Raw genomic sequence first — 18304 nt, 5'->3', positions numbered from 1 at the left:
TCATCTAATTATACAACTTCTGTAGCATATATTTTTTGATTCATATACAATAGTGTTGAATATTCATTGGAGGAAGTTAATATGTATCAAACAATCATCATCGGTGGTGGCCCAAGTGGTTTAATGGCTGCTGTAGCTGCTAGTTCTAATAGTAATCAAGTTCTTATATTAGAAAAGAAAAAAGGTCTTGGTAGAAAATTAAAAATTTCAGGTGGTGGTCGTTGTAATGTTACCAACCGCTTACCCTATGCAGAAATAATTAAAAACATACCAGGTAACGGTAAGTTTTTATATAGTCCTTTTTCAATATTTGATAATGAATCCATTATTGAATTCTTTGAAGATCGGGGCGTTAAATTAAAAGAAGAAGATCACGGTAGAATGTTCCCCGTTTCAAACAAGGCCCAAGATGTCGTTGACACGTTAGTAAGTACAATTAATGAACAACAAGTCACTGTTAAAGAAGAAACTGCTGTGACTCATCTATCTGTAAATGAAGATGGTATTTTTAAGGTAGAAACAGCCCAACAAATATATGAAGCAATGAGTGTGATTATAGCAACGGGTGGTACGAGTGTTCCACAAACAGGTTCGACAGGTGACGGTTATCAATTCGCAATATCTTTAGGACATTCCATAACTGAATTGTTTCCTACTGAAGTGCCAATCACCTCACCCGAGCGCTTTATTAAAAATAAAACACTAAAAGGTTTAAGTTTGAAAGATGTAGAACTATCCGTATTAAAGAAAAATGGTAAAAAACGAATCAGTCATCAAATGGATATGATTTTCACGCATTTTGGTGTCAGTGGACCTGCTGCATTAAGATGTAGTCAATTTGTATATAAAGAACAAAAGAATCAAAAGAAAAAAGAAATTCTAATGTCACTTGACGCTTTTCCAGAGTTAAATCAAGAAGAACTTACGCAACAAATTAGACGTATGCTAAAAGATGAACCAGATAAATTCATTAAAAATAGTTTACATGGTCTGATTGAAGAACGCTATTTATTATTTATACTAGAACAAGCTAATATCGATAACGAAACAACATCACACCATTTATCCAATCAACAATTGAATACAATTGTTAACTTATTAAAAGGATTTACATTTAAAGTTAATGGGACCTTACCTATTGATAAAGCTTTTGTTACTGGTGGAGGCGTATCATTAAAAGAAATTGAACCTAAAACGATGATGTCTAAATTAGTTCCTGGTCTATTTTTATGCGGTGAGGTATTAGATATTCACGGTTATACTGGCGGTTATAATATAACAAGCGCATTAGTCACTGGACATGTAGCGGGTTTAAATGCCGGTAAACATAAATCTATAAAATAATTAATAAAATTAAAAAAAGCAGAGTCTAGATTTCTCTAGACTCTGTTAATATATTGTTTTATTTTAATTCGTCTTTCTTTTGAGCCAGTCTTCTACTTACTAATGCAGCACCTGCAGCAAATGTAATACCAGCTAAAGGTAATTGATTATCATGTTGTCCAGTTTCAGGTAATGTTTCTGAACTATCTTGTTTATCAACTTCTGAGTCTGTTTCTATTGTTTCTTCAGACTCATCTTTAGTTAATGTGTTTGATTCATCGTTACCTTCGTCATTTCCATTTGCTTCTTTAGTAGGATTAGAGCCTACATCAGGTTTTTGTGGACTTTGTTGATCTGTTTCTGGAAGAATTGCTTCAATTTGTTCAATAGCTTCTTCTTTCACTTTTATAACTGCTTCATTTGTATCAGCAGCGTCTAGTTGATCAGCAATAAGTGAAGCAAGACGATCTAATTGACTTAATGCTTTATCTTTTTGTCTTTGAGAAACATCAGCATTATTGATTATTACTTTTTGTTGTTGGATATGCTTATTAATTTCTTTTTCTGTCTCATCTTTGATTGACGCTTGTGCTTCGATTTGTGAAATTTGTTGTTCAGCGTCTTTCACAATCGTTTTCACTTCAGAATCAGATGGTGTTGCTTTAATAAGTTCAATCGCATTTTGTTCGATTGGATTTAATTGTTCAATCGCTGCTTCTTTCTCTTCTTTAGTTGCTTTAGGAGTTTGATTAATTTTATCGATTTGTTTTTGAACAAGATTTGCAATTGTATTTCTTGCCTCTGGTTTTACCACCGCAACGACATTAATTGCTTTAAGTTGTTCTAAAGCACTTTCTTTTACTTTAGTAATGTCATCGTTAGTATCTTTAGCATCAATATCAGATAGACCTTGTTCTAAAATATCATTTAGTTGTTCTTCAGCTGCTAATTTTTCAGTTTCAGTAGCGTCATCGTTGGAATCAATCATGTCTTGAACCTTGTCTGCTTGTTCTTTAAGCGTATTAGCAGCAATTGCTTTTTGTTCAACATTTACTACGACTGCATTTAAATCATTCATTGCATTGGCTTTGATTTGAGCAATATCAATATCAGAAGTTGTATTGGCAATTTCAGTTTTAGCAGATTGTACGATTTGATCGACTTGTTGATTAGCTTCATTTAATTCATCAACTGTTGCACCAGGTGTATTTGCAAATGTTTCTTTTAATTGAGTTGCTAAATTATCAATTGAATTAATCGCGTTAGGTCTAGTTACAACTTCTGGATTAATACCATTAATTGCAGTTTCTCCGTTAGTTAAGGCATCCTCAACTTCTTGATTTGTTTCACCATTATTGATATTGATTTCAGCAATTTCTAATTGTTCTTTAACATTTTGAATAGCCGCTTCTTTTTCTTGTGCTGTAGCAGTAGTATTTGCATTAATTTCATTTTCTTTAGTTGTAGCAACTTGATTAATAGAAACGATTGCTGATGGCTTTTTAGTGAATGTTACGTCAAATTGATTTACATTTTCTATAGCATGTTCTTTTGCAGCAGTTAATCTAGCTACATTAATAGCTTGGTTAATTGATGCTTCAGCTTGCGTTTTAATTGCTTCTAAATCTTTAAGTGCATCGTTAACTTCTTCTCTCGTTCCATCAATATCCGCTTCTATTTCACTCACTTTATCGTTATAGACATCTGTAAATTCTTCTAATGCAGCTTGTCTAAGTGTTCCAATTGGTTGGATAGCTTTAATTTCAGCTAAACCATTTGACTTAGCATTATCTACATCTTGATCAGTTTGTGCTTGAGCAACTTGATCTTTTGCAGTTGTTAATGCTTTTTGAACAGCTTGTTTTGCTTCCGCGATATCTTCTTGTGTTGCATTAGGTGTTTTATCTAATTCCTCTTGTTTTAAATCAGCCGTGTTATCTAGTTCTTGATTTGCATTTGATTTCTTAACAATAGATGGAACAAATTGATTGATTTGAGTTGTACCTTCATTTTTAGCTTGGTCTACATCGTTACTTGTATTTGCTTGGTCAATATTACCAGTTACTTGATTTGCAATATCATCTAATTTATTAGAAGCTAATTGTTTTTCTTCTTGAGTAGCCTCAGGATTTTGGTTTATAACTTCTTTTTGTTGATTAATGCTATTTTGAATTGCTTGTTTTGCATTGTCTTTTACTGTTGTTTCTGGTTGAACTGATTGAATAGCTTGATCAGTTGATTTAACTGCATTGTTAACATCAACGATACTTTGAGCATTAGTCACATCTGTTAAACCTTGTTGTAATGCATCATCAACTTTTGTATTTGCAGCTTGTTTTTCTTCTTCCGTAGAACCATTATTATTAGCTATTTGTTGTTTTTTATCGTTAGCTTGATTTTGTAAATCTGTTTTAACAGCTGTTTTAATTCCTGTATCAGCAGTAATCTGACCTATACTATTAATGCCTTCATTCTTTTTAGTCTCAACATCTGCAGCATTTTCTGCATTTACAATAGCTTGATTTGCATTATTTTGTGTGCGAGCTACTAGTTGTTTAGCCGCGTCTTTTTCTTCTGTTGTTGCATCTTGATTTTGTTCAATAGCTGCATTTTGATTTGCTGCTGCTTGATCAACTTCATTTTTAGCGTTTGTTTTAGTTTGAGTTTGAGGTATAACATTACTAATATTAGTTTCACCATTTTGCACTGCAGTTTCAACTTGTGCATTTGTAGTTGCAGCATTAATTTCATCATTAGCTGTAGTCACTGCTTGAGTTAATGCTTGTAATGCCGCTTCTTTTTCTTCTGCTGTTGCATTAGGTTCATTGTTAATAATATAAGTTTGTTGGTCTTGTTTCGTTTTAATATTCGCTAATGCTGTTTCTTTTTTAGTATTCGCAGGTGTAACTTGATTAATTTCTTGAATCGTTTGATCTTTAATTTGATTTACTGCTGCGTCAGTTTTAGCTTGGTTAATTTGTTCATTTGAAGCTGCAACGATAGCGTCAACGTTGTTTGATGCTTCTTCTTTTTCTTCTGTTGTTGCATTATTATCATTAGGGAATGTAGCTTTACGTTGATCTGCAGCTTGAGTAATTTCATTTCTAGCATTAGCTTTAGTTGTTACAAAGGCTTGAACTTGATTGATAGTATTAATACCATCATTTTTATTATCATCAACACTTTGTTTGTTTCCAGCTTGATATACGTTAGCGCTTCCTTGTCCTAACATACGATCGACTGAATCTATCGCATAATCATATTCTTCTTTAGTCATATCTGGATCTTGTGTTAAATCGTGTTTACGTTGATTTGCTACGTTTTCTAATTCAGCTATAGCATTATTTTTATAATCTTTAGATGGCGTAATTGCTTCAATTTTTGCAATTTCTTCATTCTTCACATTTTCAACATCGGCATTTGATTGAGCAGCATCAATAGCTTGCTCTGCTTGTGTTTTTGCATTCTGTAATGCTTGTTGAGCTTCATTTTTTTCCTCTGTAGTTGTACCACGAGTATTTTGAATAACGGCTTCTTGATCAGTGACTTTTTGAGCAATTTCGGCTTTTGCAGCTGGTTTAACTTGTGCTTCTTGTTGAATTTGATTGATATCAGCTTGATTTGTTGTCACTGCATTATCAACATCGGCATTGCTTGCTGCTTGATCAATATCGTTATTTGCTTTAGTAACGGCCGCATCTACATTTGCATTAGCTGCATTATGTTCTTCGGTTGTTGAGTTTGTATCTTGATTAAGTAATTGTTTTTTATTTTCTGCATCTTGTACAATTGTTGATTTCGCTTGTTGTTTCTTGTCAGTTGAAGGCGTAACATCATTAATTTGATTTATACCGTTTGTAACTGCAGTAGAAACCTCATCATTTGTTAATGCTTGATCAATATTATTATCTGCTTCATTTTTCCTAGGAACTAAAACATTGATAGCATCATTTTTTTCTTCTGTTGTTGATTGATTTGAATCATTAATTGCTTGTTTCTTTTGTTCAAAAGCTTGATTAATTTCATTTCTAGCAGCTGGTTTTTTGACAACGTCTGGAGCTATATTTTGTAATTCTTGAATACCGTGGTCTCTAGCTTCATTAACTTCTTCTGTTGTATTTGCTGCACCTATTGCAGTATTACCTTGGTTTACGATTTGATCAACCTGATTATTAGCTGCATTAACTTCTTCTGTTGTTGCATCTAAGTAATTATTTGTATTATTATTTCTAATTTGGTCTGCTGATTGATTTAATTCATTTTTAGCATCGTCTTTAATTGTTGTTGCTGGTGTAACTGCTTTGATTTGATTAATTCCTAATTCTTTGGCTTGAGTTACATCTTGATTATTAGTAGCATCGTTAATATTAGTAGTTGCATTTTTAACTAACCCATCAACTTGTTCTTTTGCAACAGCTTTTTCTTCATTTGTAGCATTTTGATTTGTATCAATGTCACCATTTTGTGTAGCAGCTGCTTGATTTACTTCTGCAATTGCATTAGGTTTAGCTAATGAAGTAGGAACAACGTTGCCAATTGCATTAACATTTTGTGTTTGAATACCATTAATTTCATTTTCTGTATTAGCAGCATTAATATCTTTTAATGCTTGTTGTTCTGTTTGATGTACTTGGTTAACTGCATCTTGTTTTTCTTCATCTGTTGCATCTGGATTATTATTAATTGTCAAAATTTGGTCTGCAACTTTTTGAACTACTGCATTTCTAGCTGCATCTCTTGTACGTGCTTGTACATTTATAGCATCAATGGCTGCAATTCCATTATTTTTAGCTGTTGTTACGTCATTCGTTGTGTTTGCTTGATTGATGTTATTATTAGCATTAAATTGTTGATGTGCTACATCGTTTAATGCAAGTTGTTTTTCTTCTTGTGTAGCTTCTGTCGTATTTTCTATTACTTGATTTTTTTCAGTAGCTTTCTGATTAATCTCATTTGTTGCACCTTGTTTAGCATTTTCTAATGCTTCATCTTGAGTATTAACTGGTTGATTTTGATTAGGGGCTACGTTATTACCATTTTGATCATCACCCACATCACGTTTATTTCGTTTTTTAGGTGTTTGATTATTTTCAACAGTAGCAACTGGTTTGTCTTGTTTATTTAATCCTTCATTATGATCAACTGGTGCCTCTTTATCTTGTTTTTCTTTTGGTGTTTCTTGAGCTTTTTCATGATTAGCCTGTGTTTGAGCTTGCTCTTGATTATCTTCGTTTACTGGTTGGTCAGTAATAGCATTAGGCTGATTTGCTTCACTATTAACTTCAGTTGCTACTTGATCAATGCTTGGTGCATTATTTGTTTCAACCGCATTTTGATTATCATTTTGTTGTTGATTTTGTTCTTGAGTTGCAGTATTTTGCGGTGATACTTGTTCTGTTGTAGGGTCAACATTCCCAGCTTTATTTTCGTTTGGTGTTACCTGATCAGTTGGTTGCCCTTGGTTAACAGCATTTTCAGTCAATGGTCCACCAACATTGACGTTATCTTGTTCAGCAGCATCTGCACTATTAGGATTTACGCCTAAAAATGCTATCGTTGCTATTAATGCTGAAAAAATACCAACATTAAACTTACGAATACTAAATTTTTGTTGCTTAAATAAATTCATAATGACTATCCTCCTAGGTGTATAAATCGTGATGTTGAGTATTAAAAATTTATTTCTATAACAAATAGGTTGTACGCATAATATAAATTTGTACAACCTATTTATTTATTATTGATTTTATCATCAATATAATTTTAAATATAGTCCATTGAGTAACAATTTTATTTCAAAGTTGTTACTATTATTTTAATAATCATAATAACTATAATCTTAACAACTCATTCATGTTTCATTTATTTCACTTCGAAATTTAATTATCTTTTTTTCTACGTTTTAGACTACTTGCAAATATTGCTATTCCAAATGTAAACATAATAGGAACGATTGGATGTTGATAATTAGTAACACCTGAATTAGGCAACATTTGGGTCGCTTCTTCTTTCAATATACAGCTGTCCTTTATTTCTTTTTCAATAACAATAGTATTATCACTAGTTACACAAACTAAAACTGGTTCTTTTGCTTTCTCTATAGTTTTTTCTACTTGCATTTCCTCTGTAGGTAATTGAATTGCTTTTAGTTTTTCAATTGTTTCTTTAACAATTTGTGCTACTTCAGCATTTGTTTTTGCGTCTTTGATAAGCATATTTGCTTCGTTTAAAATATTCTCAATTCTATCTAAAGCATTTTTGATTGCTATAGGATTAACATTTTTAAGTTGATTGATTTTTTCTTTGATTTCATTTGCAACAAGATTAATGTCATCTTTTGCAGTAGGTTTAACTTCTATTACTGGTTGAATATGTTCAATGAGTTGTACTTCTTTAAGTTTAACTTGCGCTACTTCTTCATTTGTTAATGCTTTTAATACTAATATCTTGGCTATTTCCAATTCTTTATGTACCTTCGCAATAGCTTGATCTTTCTCTTCTTGTGTAGCTTCAGATATACGTTCAAAATCTTGAATTACTTGTTGAGCGATTGACGTTAAGGCTTCATTTGCTTCTGGTTTCACTTTAATAAGTGGTTTAATACTTTTGATTAAAGTTTCCCATTCTAATTTAGCTTTAGCAACTTCTGCATTAGTTAACGATTGGTCTACAGTGTCAATACTATTTTTTAACGCTTCTTCCAATTGATTGATAGCTTCATCTTTTTCCTCTAAAGTTGCCTCATTTGTCTCATTAATTTGAGTTTTAATTTGGCTTGATAATTGTTTTAATGCTTCTATCGCAGCAGGTTTCACTTCAATATTAGGCATTATTTGTTCAATTTCTTTTAATGCTTTTGATAATACATCCGCAACATTTTGGTTTGTATGTGCACTAGAGACTTCATTAGTGTATTGGTTTACTGCTGCTTTTAATTGTTGTAAAGCTATTTCTTTTTCTTCAGTTGTTGCTTCATTGGTTAGATTAATCTCTTGATCTTGTTTTGTAGAAGCTTGGTCAATTGCATTTATGGCTGCAGGTTTTTTTACGATATTAAGTTTTACATTATTTATATCTTCTATTGATTGATTTTCTGTTTGATCAACTTGTTGATTAGTTTGATCTGACTGTAAAGCTTTTAATGCATTTTGAAGTATAGTCTTTAATTGTTGAATCGCTTCATCTTTTTCTTCAGTTGTTGCTTCATCGTTATTATTAAACAACTGGCTTTTATTATCTTCAACGTTAGTGATTGCAGTTCTTGCTTCATTCTTTTTAACTACATTAACTTGAACATCATTAATCGCTTTAACTCCTTGTTGTTCTGTTAGGTTCACTTGATTCGTTGTTTTATCTTGATTTATTTGAGTCAATGCTTGATTTAATAATTTTTCTACTAAAGCTTTAGCTACATTGATTTCCTCATTGGTAGCATCAGGCGTTAATGATAAATCGTTCAATTTTAATTCTGAAGTTTGATTTAATGAATCTCTTGCATCTGTTTTTACTTTAGTAGAAGGTAAAATTTGTTCAATATCATTAATTGCTTTATTTTTAGTATTTTCTACTTCAGTATCATCTGTTAATCGATTAATATCATTTTTAGCTTTATTAGCAACAATATTTACATCATTAGTAGCTGTATCTTTTTCCTCTACTGTTGCATCTTCAACGCCATTAATTATCTTATCTTGATTTCCTACGGTTTGATTTATCATTGTTCTTGCATTTTCTTTAACAACTATATGAGGTAATATATTAGGAATCAAAGCATCGCTCTTTGTTTGAATTTGATTTACTTGTGCATTCGTAGTTGCGTTATTAATATCTGTTAATAATTGATTTGCAGCATTTTGCAATCTATCTAATGCACTGTTTTTCTCCTCATTGGTAGCATCATTGGCTTGATTAATTAAATCTTGTTGATGATCAACAAGTTTTTGTATTGCATCTCTAGCATTTTGTTTAACAGTAGGCTTGAACACTATTTGATTAATATTTTCTAATCCATTGTCTTTGGTAGTTGCAACTTCTTGATTGGTATTATCAGCGGTTATTTGTTTATTTAAATCATTTAATTCATTATTCAAATTATTAATAAACATATCTTTTTCATCTTGAGTTGCTTCTTTATTATCAATTGCCTCTTGTTTTTTATTGTTTATAGCATTAAGTAACGTTTGTCTTGCTGTTGTTTTAACAATCGTCTCTGGAACAATTTGTTGTATTTCTTGATTTCCATTTGCTACAGCATTATTAACTTCTTGATTAGTTTGAGCTTGGGCAATATTCTGTAGCGCTTGATTTTTAGCTTGATCGACCAATTGTTTTGCAGCATCTTTTTCCTCTACTGTAGATTCAACATTATTATCTATTACATTATCACGTTGCTTAGCTTCTGTTTCTATATTATTTCTAGCATTATTTTTAACGATTGTTTCAGGTAAAGTCGTATTGATTTGGTCAATTGCTTGTTGACGTACATCTTCTACCTTTTGATTAGTTTGTGCTTGGTTGATTGAAGCATTTGCTTGATTAAATATTTGCTCTAACTTTTGTAAAGCTGCATTTTTCTCTTCTACTGTAGCATCTTGTGTAGAATTAATGACACGTTCTTGATCAGTTTTAGCATCTATTAAGGCTTGTCTTGCGTCAGGCTTAGTTACAACATTAACTTGAATCGCATCTATATTTTGAATCGCTTGGTCTTTGACTTGATCAACTTCTTGATTAGTTTGTGCTTGATTGAGGGCTTCCAATGCTTGTTGCTTATTTTGATTTAATTGTTGAATAGCAGTATTTTTCTCTTCAATTGTAGCGTCAGGTGTCTGATTAATTTGAGCTAATTTATTATTATATTGTTGAGTTACGATATTTAGTGCTTCAGGTTTTTTTACCACATGCGTTTGTATTTGATTAATATTATGATCACCATTTTGTTGTGCTTGATCTACTTGTGCATTAGTATCAGCTTGGTTCACCTGCTCAATAGCTTGATTAAGTGCTTGATTCACTTCTGTAATGGCCGCCTCTTTTTCTTCAGTTGTTGCATCAGGTGTTTGATTTATATTTTGTTTTTTAGTTGCAGCATTATTATTTAATATGCCAATAGCTTCTTGCTTTTTAGTTACATTTGGTTGTACATTACCAATATCATTAAGTGCTGTATTTTTAATTGCTTCAACCATTGGTGTTGTATTAACGGTATTAATGTCATTTAAAGCGCGATTCAATAAATTATTAACTCTATCAACTGCCTCTTGTTTTTCTTCTCTAGTAGCACCAGGTGTTGCGTTAATATTAGTAATAGCTTCATTTGCTTTATTGGTAACCGCATTTCTAGCATCCGTTTTAACTTGTGTTGAAGGTTGGACATTCCCAATTTCTTGTAGCCCATTATTTTTAGCATCTGTTACTTGTTGATTGGTATCCGCATTATCAATATTTTTTATTGCAGTGTTTAATGCTTGATCTAATATAAGTTGAGCTGCTTGTTGTTCTTCAACTGTTGCCTCATTGTTACTAAAAATAATATTGTGTTGTTCTTGTGCTTTTTGATTTAATGCATTTTTAGCGTTTGTTTTAACGATAGTTGCAGGTGTAATCGCTTGTATTTGGTTTAATGCATTATTCTTAACCACATCAACATCATTATTAGTATTAGCTTTTAATATATTATCATTTGCTGAAGTAACAGCTTGATTGACTAACTGAATAGCTGCTTCTCGTTCCTCTAAAGTCGCTTCATGATTCGTATTTATATCTGCAATTTTTTGTTGCGCATTATTAGCGATTGCCTCTCTCGCCGCTTGCTTAACAATTGTGACAGGTGCAATGTCTAAGATGGCATCAATACCTTTATTTTTAGCATCATCGACGTCACTATTTGATATGCCTTGTTTTATATTTTGAATCGCTTGCTCAGATGCTTGGTTAAGTTCATTAAGTGCATTGTCGCGTTCTTCTTGAGTTGCTTCTTGATTTTGATTAATTTGCTCACGTTGCTTGACTACAGCTTGATTAATAGCTGCTATTGCGTTTGCACGATACGTATTGGCGGGTACATCAGAATTAATTTCGTTCATACCATTATTTTTAGCGTCGTTTACAGCATCATTTGTATGTGCCTGATTAATGTTATTCATTGCAGTTGCAACATGATTATCAACTTGTGCATTTGCTGCTTCTTTTTCTTCTTTTGTTGCTACAGGATCTTGTTGAATTCTTTGTCTTTGCTCATTTGCTTTGTCATTTATAGCTTGTCTCGCATTGGGTTTTATAACAGGAACTATATTGACTTGATTAATCTTGTTAATTCCCGCTTCTTTCTCTCTTGTTACACCATCGTCCGTAGTTTGATCATCTATATGGTTTAATGCATCATTTTTTAAATTAGTAATTTGCCCTCTATAAGCATCGTTTTCATCGTCTGTTAAATCATTAACAGTATCTACTTCATCAGATCTATCATCTGCTTTTTGTCCAAGTTCACGTGCAGCGTCTACACGAGAAATCAGTGTGTGTTGCATTTGATGTAATAAATTATCAATTGTAGCTTGTGAGACTTGTTGATTTAAAGGGACATGGTTACGATCTTCATTTAAAATCGTTAGCGCTTGTTGTTTTAGACGATTATATTCTTGGTATGATGCATACGTATAATCTGATGGAACTACGCCCCAATTATATTGCGCTTGTAAATCATCTTTGTTCATGACTATATTAACTTGATATGGAACACCATTCACTGTGCTTTGAGGTGGTTCTCCATTCAAATAAGTTTGTGTATAAGTCTTAGATTTAATTGCATCTGAAAAAGTCACTTGTTTTGGATTAGCTACATTTTTAACTCTTAAATTAAATGTTACATTTAATGTTTTATTGGCTAATAAGCTGGTAGGTTCTCCTTGAGTAGGTGTCGCTGATGTAATTCCATTACTAGTAAAAGTAAGTGTTCGAGTACCTTGGTCATAGTTCTCTGTCAGGGGATTCATCACATCGTTAGGACCGTTTCCATCAGGAAAGCTTGTTGTTATAGAATTAGGTACATATTCAATACCTTCAGGTAACTGCATAGAATATTCAAATGCACCTGGTAACATAGAAGCGCCAGACTTACCATTATTCGTAACTTGTGTTGTTACAGTAAAGTTTGTATTATTTTTAACATTATTTTCTTTATTTCTTCCACTTATATATAAATGTGACCCTGAACGAATACCTACATTATCGATAAAATCATAATATCTGTATCCATCTTGGTTTTTTTCAAGTCTTCTTACATTACCCATTATATCGTTATTAGGTATTAATTGAATTTTGATGTTCGAAACGTTATCAGGCACTTTAAATAAACGAAGCATATCTCCAGCTTGAATGTCCCCATTTCCTATAACAGTGTTGGTATTCGCATCTTTAATTACTAAGTTTGTACCACCTTTACCGTTACCGGCTGCCATAGTATTAAAATCAAAAATAATTTCTGAATTAGGATTTACAGTCACTTCTTTTTCAATACCATTGAAGTCACCATGATTGTTAGGATCATTACCTTCTACTCTTCCTAATGCAAGAACCGTACCTTGCGCTTGTTTATTATTTCTATCACCAGGATGGAATACTTGTGTTCTTTCTAAAACGGCATTAAGTACCCCTACTTTAGCACCATCAATCAAATTAAATCCAGGTAAACTATTCAATACAATCACTTGTGGATTATTTCGATTTTCACTTGGTTTAACACCTACATCTTCAAATGTAAAACGATAATTTAATGTATTGTTTCCAATATTATTTATATTTGGGTCAATCGTTGCATCATCTATAGAAAATTCACCATTCGTATTTTGCGGTGTTCCATTTTGTGGGCCAGTACCACCCGCAACTGTAGGTGTGTTACTTACATCACGACGATGTCTTTTCTTAGGTTTAGTTGCGGGTTCCATTACCGCATTCATATTTTGAATTTTTTCTTCAGCCTGTTGTTTAGGTTTAACCGACATTTGTTCAGACACAGGTTTTACATGATTTACTGTATCATCAGTCTTGATAGGCGATGCTCCTTCAATCATCGTAGTCGATTCATTATTAGATGATTGTGTCTCTTTAATAATTGAACTGTTTGTATTTTCATTTATATCAATTTGAGTCTGTTGATTATTTGTGTTTACAGAATCATTATTGGGATTGACTTGATTTGAAACATCAGAAACACCCGTTTCGGATATTGTTTCTTGATTATTTTTAAGCTCTTCTTTGTTATCCAATTGTCCATTACTTGTTATTTCTTGTAGTTTTTGCACATCATCAACTGGTTGTGAGTTTGTTTCATCAGCCTGTGCTAAATGGGTATGCGTTGATGACCAAAAAGCTACAGTAGCAATTAACGTAGAAAATATACCAACTTTAAATTTTCTAATACTAAAGGTTTCTTTTCTAAATAAATTCATTAATTGTTCCTCCTTGTTGCACTTCTTGTTGTTTATAATTAATGAACATTTTTAGTGTTTGTATCTTAAATGAATTAAATCGCTATTTAAACCATTCGCTCAATTAATTAATAGTTATTTTGATTTTAACAACAATATTATTCTAAATCTAGTACACAAAATAAAAATAAAATAGTGTACGTTTTTATTCATATATATCTGTATTTTAAGATGTTAAACTTGAAATGATCTTCATAATTAAAAAAAGCTAGATTAAAGTGCTATATTTACATAGCATTTAATCTAGCTCTATTGATAGATCTTACTTAAATATTATTAATTTCTAATCCTTCTGTGCCCCACTCATTCATACCGCCTTCTACATTAACAGCATGAATATTTGAGTCCTCTAAATATTCAACGACTCTAGCACTTCTTGCACCTGCAGCACAAATAATATAATAAGTTTGATTAGTATCAAATTCATTTAAATGGTCAGGAATTTCATTCATTGGAATTGTTTTCGCCCCTGGAATAATTCCCATAGCTGTTTCATCATTATTTCGTACATCTACAATATTAATTGGATTTGAGTCCAAAATTTTCTCTTTTAATTGATCTATTGTAATTGATTCCATTTGTAAAACTCCTTTAGTATTATCTATTTAGCAACGATATTAACAAGTTTTTGCGGTACTGCAATGACTTTTTTAATTTCTTTACCTTCAATACTCATCTTAACATTATCATTTGCTAATGCTAAATCTTGCATTTCTTCTTTAGATAAATCTTTAGGTATTTCAATTTTAGCTCTTAATTTCCCATTAACTTGAACAACGATTTCAACTTCATCATCAACTAATAATGATTCATTATAAGTAGGCCAAGGTTGGTACGTAATGGTATCAGAATGCCCTAATCTATCCCATAATTCTTCACCAATATGAGGTGCAATTGGTGCTAACATTGTTACAAAACCTTCTATATAAGGTTTATAAATTTCATCCGCTTTATAGCAATCATTAATAAATACCATTAATTGACTGATCGCTGTATTGAATCCTAATGTATCAAAATCTTCTGTTACCTTTTTAACAGTTTGATTATAAGTTTTATCTAATGATTTATTATTAGTTTCAACAATCTTATCTGATAATGAGCCATCTTCTTTTACAATTAATCGCCATACTCGATCTAAGAAACGACGTGATCCATCAAGTCCTTTATCACTCCATGCTATTGCTGCATCTAATGGTCCCATAAACATTTCATATAAACGAAGTGTATCAGCACCATGTGAATTTACAATGTCATCTGGATTAATTACATTTCCTTTAGATTTACTCATTTTTTCATTTCCTTCACCAAGAATCATACCTTGATTGTATAATTTTTGGAAAGGCTCTTTTGTTGGCACTACACCTAAATCATAAAGTACTTTGTGCCAGAAACGAGCATATAAAAGGTGAAGGACTGCGTGTTCTACACCACCAATATATAAATCTACTGGTAACCAATGTTTTAATTTTTCTGGATCTGCAATCATTTTATCATTGTCAGGATCAATGTATCTTAAATAATACCAACAGCTACCTGCCCATTGTGGCATCGTATTTGTTTCACGACGACCTTTCATACCTGTCTTTTCATCTGTGACATTAACAAAATCATCAATGTTAGCAAGTGGTGACTCACCTGTACCTGATGGTTTAATCTCATCTGTTTCAGGTAGTAATAATGGTAATTCTGACTCAGGTACCGTTGACATAGATCCATCTTCCCAATGAATAATTGGTATTGGTTCTCCCCAATATCGTTGTCTACTAAACAACCAATCACGTAATTTATAATTAACCTTTTTCTCACCAGCTTGATTCGCTTCTAATAACTCGATTGCTTTTGAAATGGCTTCGTCATTATACAGACCATTTAATTCTCCTGAATTCACATGTGGTCCATTACCAGTGTACGCTTCGGTCTGTACATCGCCACCTTCAATAACTTCAATTATAGGAAGCTCAAATTTTTCTGCAAATTCATGATCACGTTCATCATGTCCAGGTACTGCCATAACCGCTCCTGTACCATAAGTCGAAAGTACATAATCCGCAATCCATATTGGAAGTTGCTCACCTGAAACAGGATTGATTGCATAAGCACCTGTGAATACACCTGTTTTGCCTTTAGCTAAATCTGTTCGTTCTAAATCAGACTTTTTAGATGCTTCTGTTTGATATGCTTTTACCTCTTCTAATTTATCATCACTCGTAATTTGATTGACCAAAGTATGTTCCGGACTTAATACTAAGAATGACGTACCAAAAATAGTGTCAGGTCTAGTTGTAAAGACTTCTACTTTTTCATCTGTATCTTTAACATTAAATGAAACTCTAGCACCTTCTGAACGACCAATCCAATTGCGTTGCATATCTTTAATTGATTCAGGCCAATCTAAATCCTCTAAATCCTCTAATAATCGGTCTGCATATTCTGTAATTTTAAGTACCCACTGTTTCATTGGTTTTCTATATACTGGATGACCACCACGTTCTGAAACACCATCAACAACTTCTTCATTTGAGAGTACTGTACCTAGTGTTGGGCACCAGTTGACTGCTACTTCATCTACATATGCTAATCCTTTATTATAAAGTTGAATAAAAATCCATTGTGTCCATTTATAATAGTTAGGATCTGTTGTATTAACTTCTCTATCCCAATCATAACTAAATCCTAATTCTTGTATTTGACGTTTAAATGTTTGAATATTTTTTTGAGTAAATTCACGTGGATCATTCCCTGTGTCTAGGGCATATTGCTCTGCAGGTAAACCAAATGCATCCCATCCCATTGGGTGAAGTACATTATACCCTTGCATACGCTTATAACGTGATATGATATCTGTTGCAGTATAACCTTCTGGATGTCCTACATGTAGACCAGCACCAGATGGATATGGAAACATATCTAATGCGTAAAATTTCTTCTGACCTAAATTATCTTGTGTCTTAAATGTTTTGTTGTCTTCCCAATATTTTTGCCACTTCTTCTCGATTTCGTTATGATTGTAATTCAATACGTTTCCTCCTATTCAATAAAAAGACACCCCTCACTAGTGATTAAGGGACGACCATAGCCGCGTTACCACCCTTATTCGCATATTCTGCGCACTTCATTCAATAGTAAGAGATGTCATCATTAAATTCGTTATATGTTTAATAATGTTATTTATAGTCCTTAACACTAGTTCTCACCACACTAGTTCTCTGTAGAAAAGCGTCTAATAACATGTTATTACAAATTAATAGTATTTGATTATGCGTATGATTGCAAGAGGTTAATGTCAATTTTTCATTATTCTAATTTGATTGATAGTCTAAATATTTTTTAGCAGCTTTACTTTTCGCAAAAAGGCTTAAAATGATGATAACTAAACCTAGTAATATGATCATGGTTAAAAACATCATTCGCATATTAAATAAATCTACGAGTAAACCACCAAACAATGGCCCTAGAGCTTTGCCAACTGTCGATGCTGAATTTACAATACCTTGGTATTGCCCTACTTTTCCTTTAGGTGCTAACTGATTGGCTATGGTTGGTACTGCTGGCCAAACAAACATTTCACCAAATGTTAATATCACCATACCGATAACAAACATTGAAAATTGATGTGCAAAGCTAGTTACTAAAAATGATCCCATAAATATTAATATTCCTACAAACATTTGCTTTTTTAAATTGCCTTTTAAAAGGATAATAATAGGTCTTATTAAAGGTTGTGCTATTAAAATCATAATTCCATTTATTGTCCATAATACACTGTACTGAGACATTGATATATGGATAGATTGCGTAAATGAAGCAATTGTAGTTTCCCACTGTATGTAACCAATCCAACATATAGCGAATACGACACAAACTAATAATAAAGAGATAAATCTACTAATATTCTCTTGATTATTTAAATCAATATTATCTTGTCTTTTAACTTTAGCGTTAATTTCTAAATTAAATTGCGTGATTGCCACTATGGCGAAAAGTACATACATAACTAGATTTGCTATAAATATATAATTAAAACTTAACTCTGCAACAAATCCACCTAATGCTGCACCTAATGCAACGCCAATATTTTGCGCTAAATAAATGGCATTAAACGTTTGTCTACCACCATTTGGCCATACTGCTCCAGCCATAGCATAAATTGCGGGGATAATCATACCGCCGCCAAATCCTAGTAGTACAAGCCATACAGCATACCACGGCCAACCGTGAAATAAATTTAGTAATGTCGTACTAAATAAACAAGTAAATGTGCCGATAAGTATGGTTTTATAACCACCAAGTTTATCGAATAATACACCGCCAAGTAAATTGCCTACAACCATACCCAAAGAATTAATTAATAAAACTATACCAGCAATTGTTAAACTTTTATTAAGTTCTTCTTTCATGTAAATCGTATTTAATGGCCACAAAAAGCTGGCGCCCGTAATATTTAAAGCCATACCTATTACAAGCCACCATACTGATTTTGGTATATTCATTTC

General features: G+C 32.3%; 6 protein-coding genes. 1 reads left to right on the top strand and 5 read right to left on the bottom strand.

Annotation, left to right across the window (positions count from 1 at the left end):
- Positions 1 to 81 precede the first annotated feature (81 nt).
- Positions 82 to 1344: a BaiN/RdsA family NAD(P)/FAD-dependent oxidoreductase gene (locus tag EL082_RS05055; protein ID WP_031464018.1), complete on the top strand. Its 1263-nt coding sequence runs from the start codon at positions 82 to 84 to the stop codon at positions 1342 to 1344.
- Between the two features lie 58 nt (positions 1345 to 1402).
- Here the strand turns inward: EL082_RS05055 and EL082_RS05050 are convergent, their stop codons facing one another.
- The 5 genes from EL082_RS05050 to EL082_RS05030 form a co-directional block, all read right to left on the bottom strand.
- Entirely contained in the window at positions 1403 to 6952 is a 5550-nt protein-coding gene (locus tag EL082_RS05050) for a DUF1542 domain-containing protein (RefSeq protein ID WP_103286280.1), read from the bottom strand.
- Positions 6953 to 7202: 250 nt separating this feature from the next.
- The gene (locus EL082_RS05045) at positions 7203 to 13772 is read right to left on the bottom strand and encodes a SasC/FmtB family protein (protein WP_103286279.1); all 6570 of its coding nucleotides are present in this window, start codon (positions 13770 to 13772) and stop codon (positions 7203 to 7205) included.
- 305 nt (positions 13773 to 14077) lie between these two features.
- Complete coding sequence (locus EL082_RS05040) at positions 14078 to 14389, bottom strand: rhodanese-like domain-containing protein (RefSeq protein WP_002466229.1); 312 nt, start codon at positions 14387 to 14389, stop codon at positions 14078 to 14080.
- 23 nt (positions 14390 to 14412) lie between these two features.
- Positions 14413 to 16827 (bottom strand): leucine--tRNA ligase, encoded by a 2415-nt coding sequence (gene leuS / locus EL082_RS05035; protein WP_019235960.1) that lies wholly within the window; start codon positions 16825 to 16827, stop codon positions 14413 to 14415.
- A gap of 283 nt (positions 16828 to 17110) precedes the next feature.
- Complete coding sequence (locus tag EL082_RS05030; RefSeq protein ID WP_049415739.1) at positions 17111 to 18301, bottom strand: MDR family MFS transporter; 1191 nt, start codon at positions 18299 to 18301, stop codon at positions 17111 to 17113.
- Between the last annotated feature and the right edge of the window lie 3 nt (positions 18302 to 18304).

Origin of the sequence: Staphylococcus warneri (assembly GCF_900636385.1) — a bacterium.
GTDB classification, from domain to species: Bacteria; Bacillota; Bacilli; order Staphylococcales; family Staphylococcaceae; genus Staphylococcus; species Staphylococcus warneri.
Note: the sequence above shows the minus strand (reverse complement) of the source record. Positions and strands in the feature narration are given on the sequence as shown.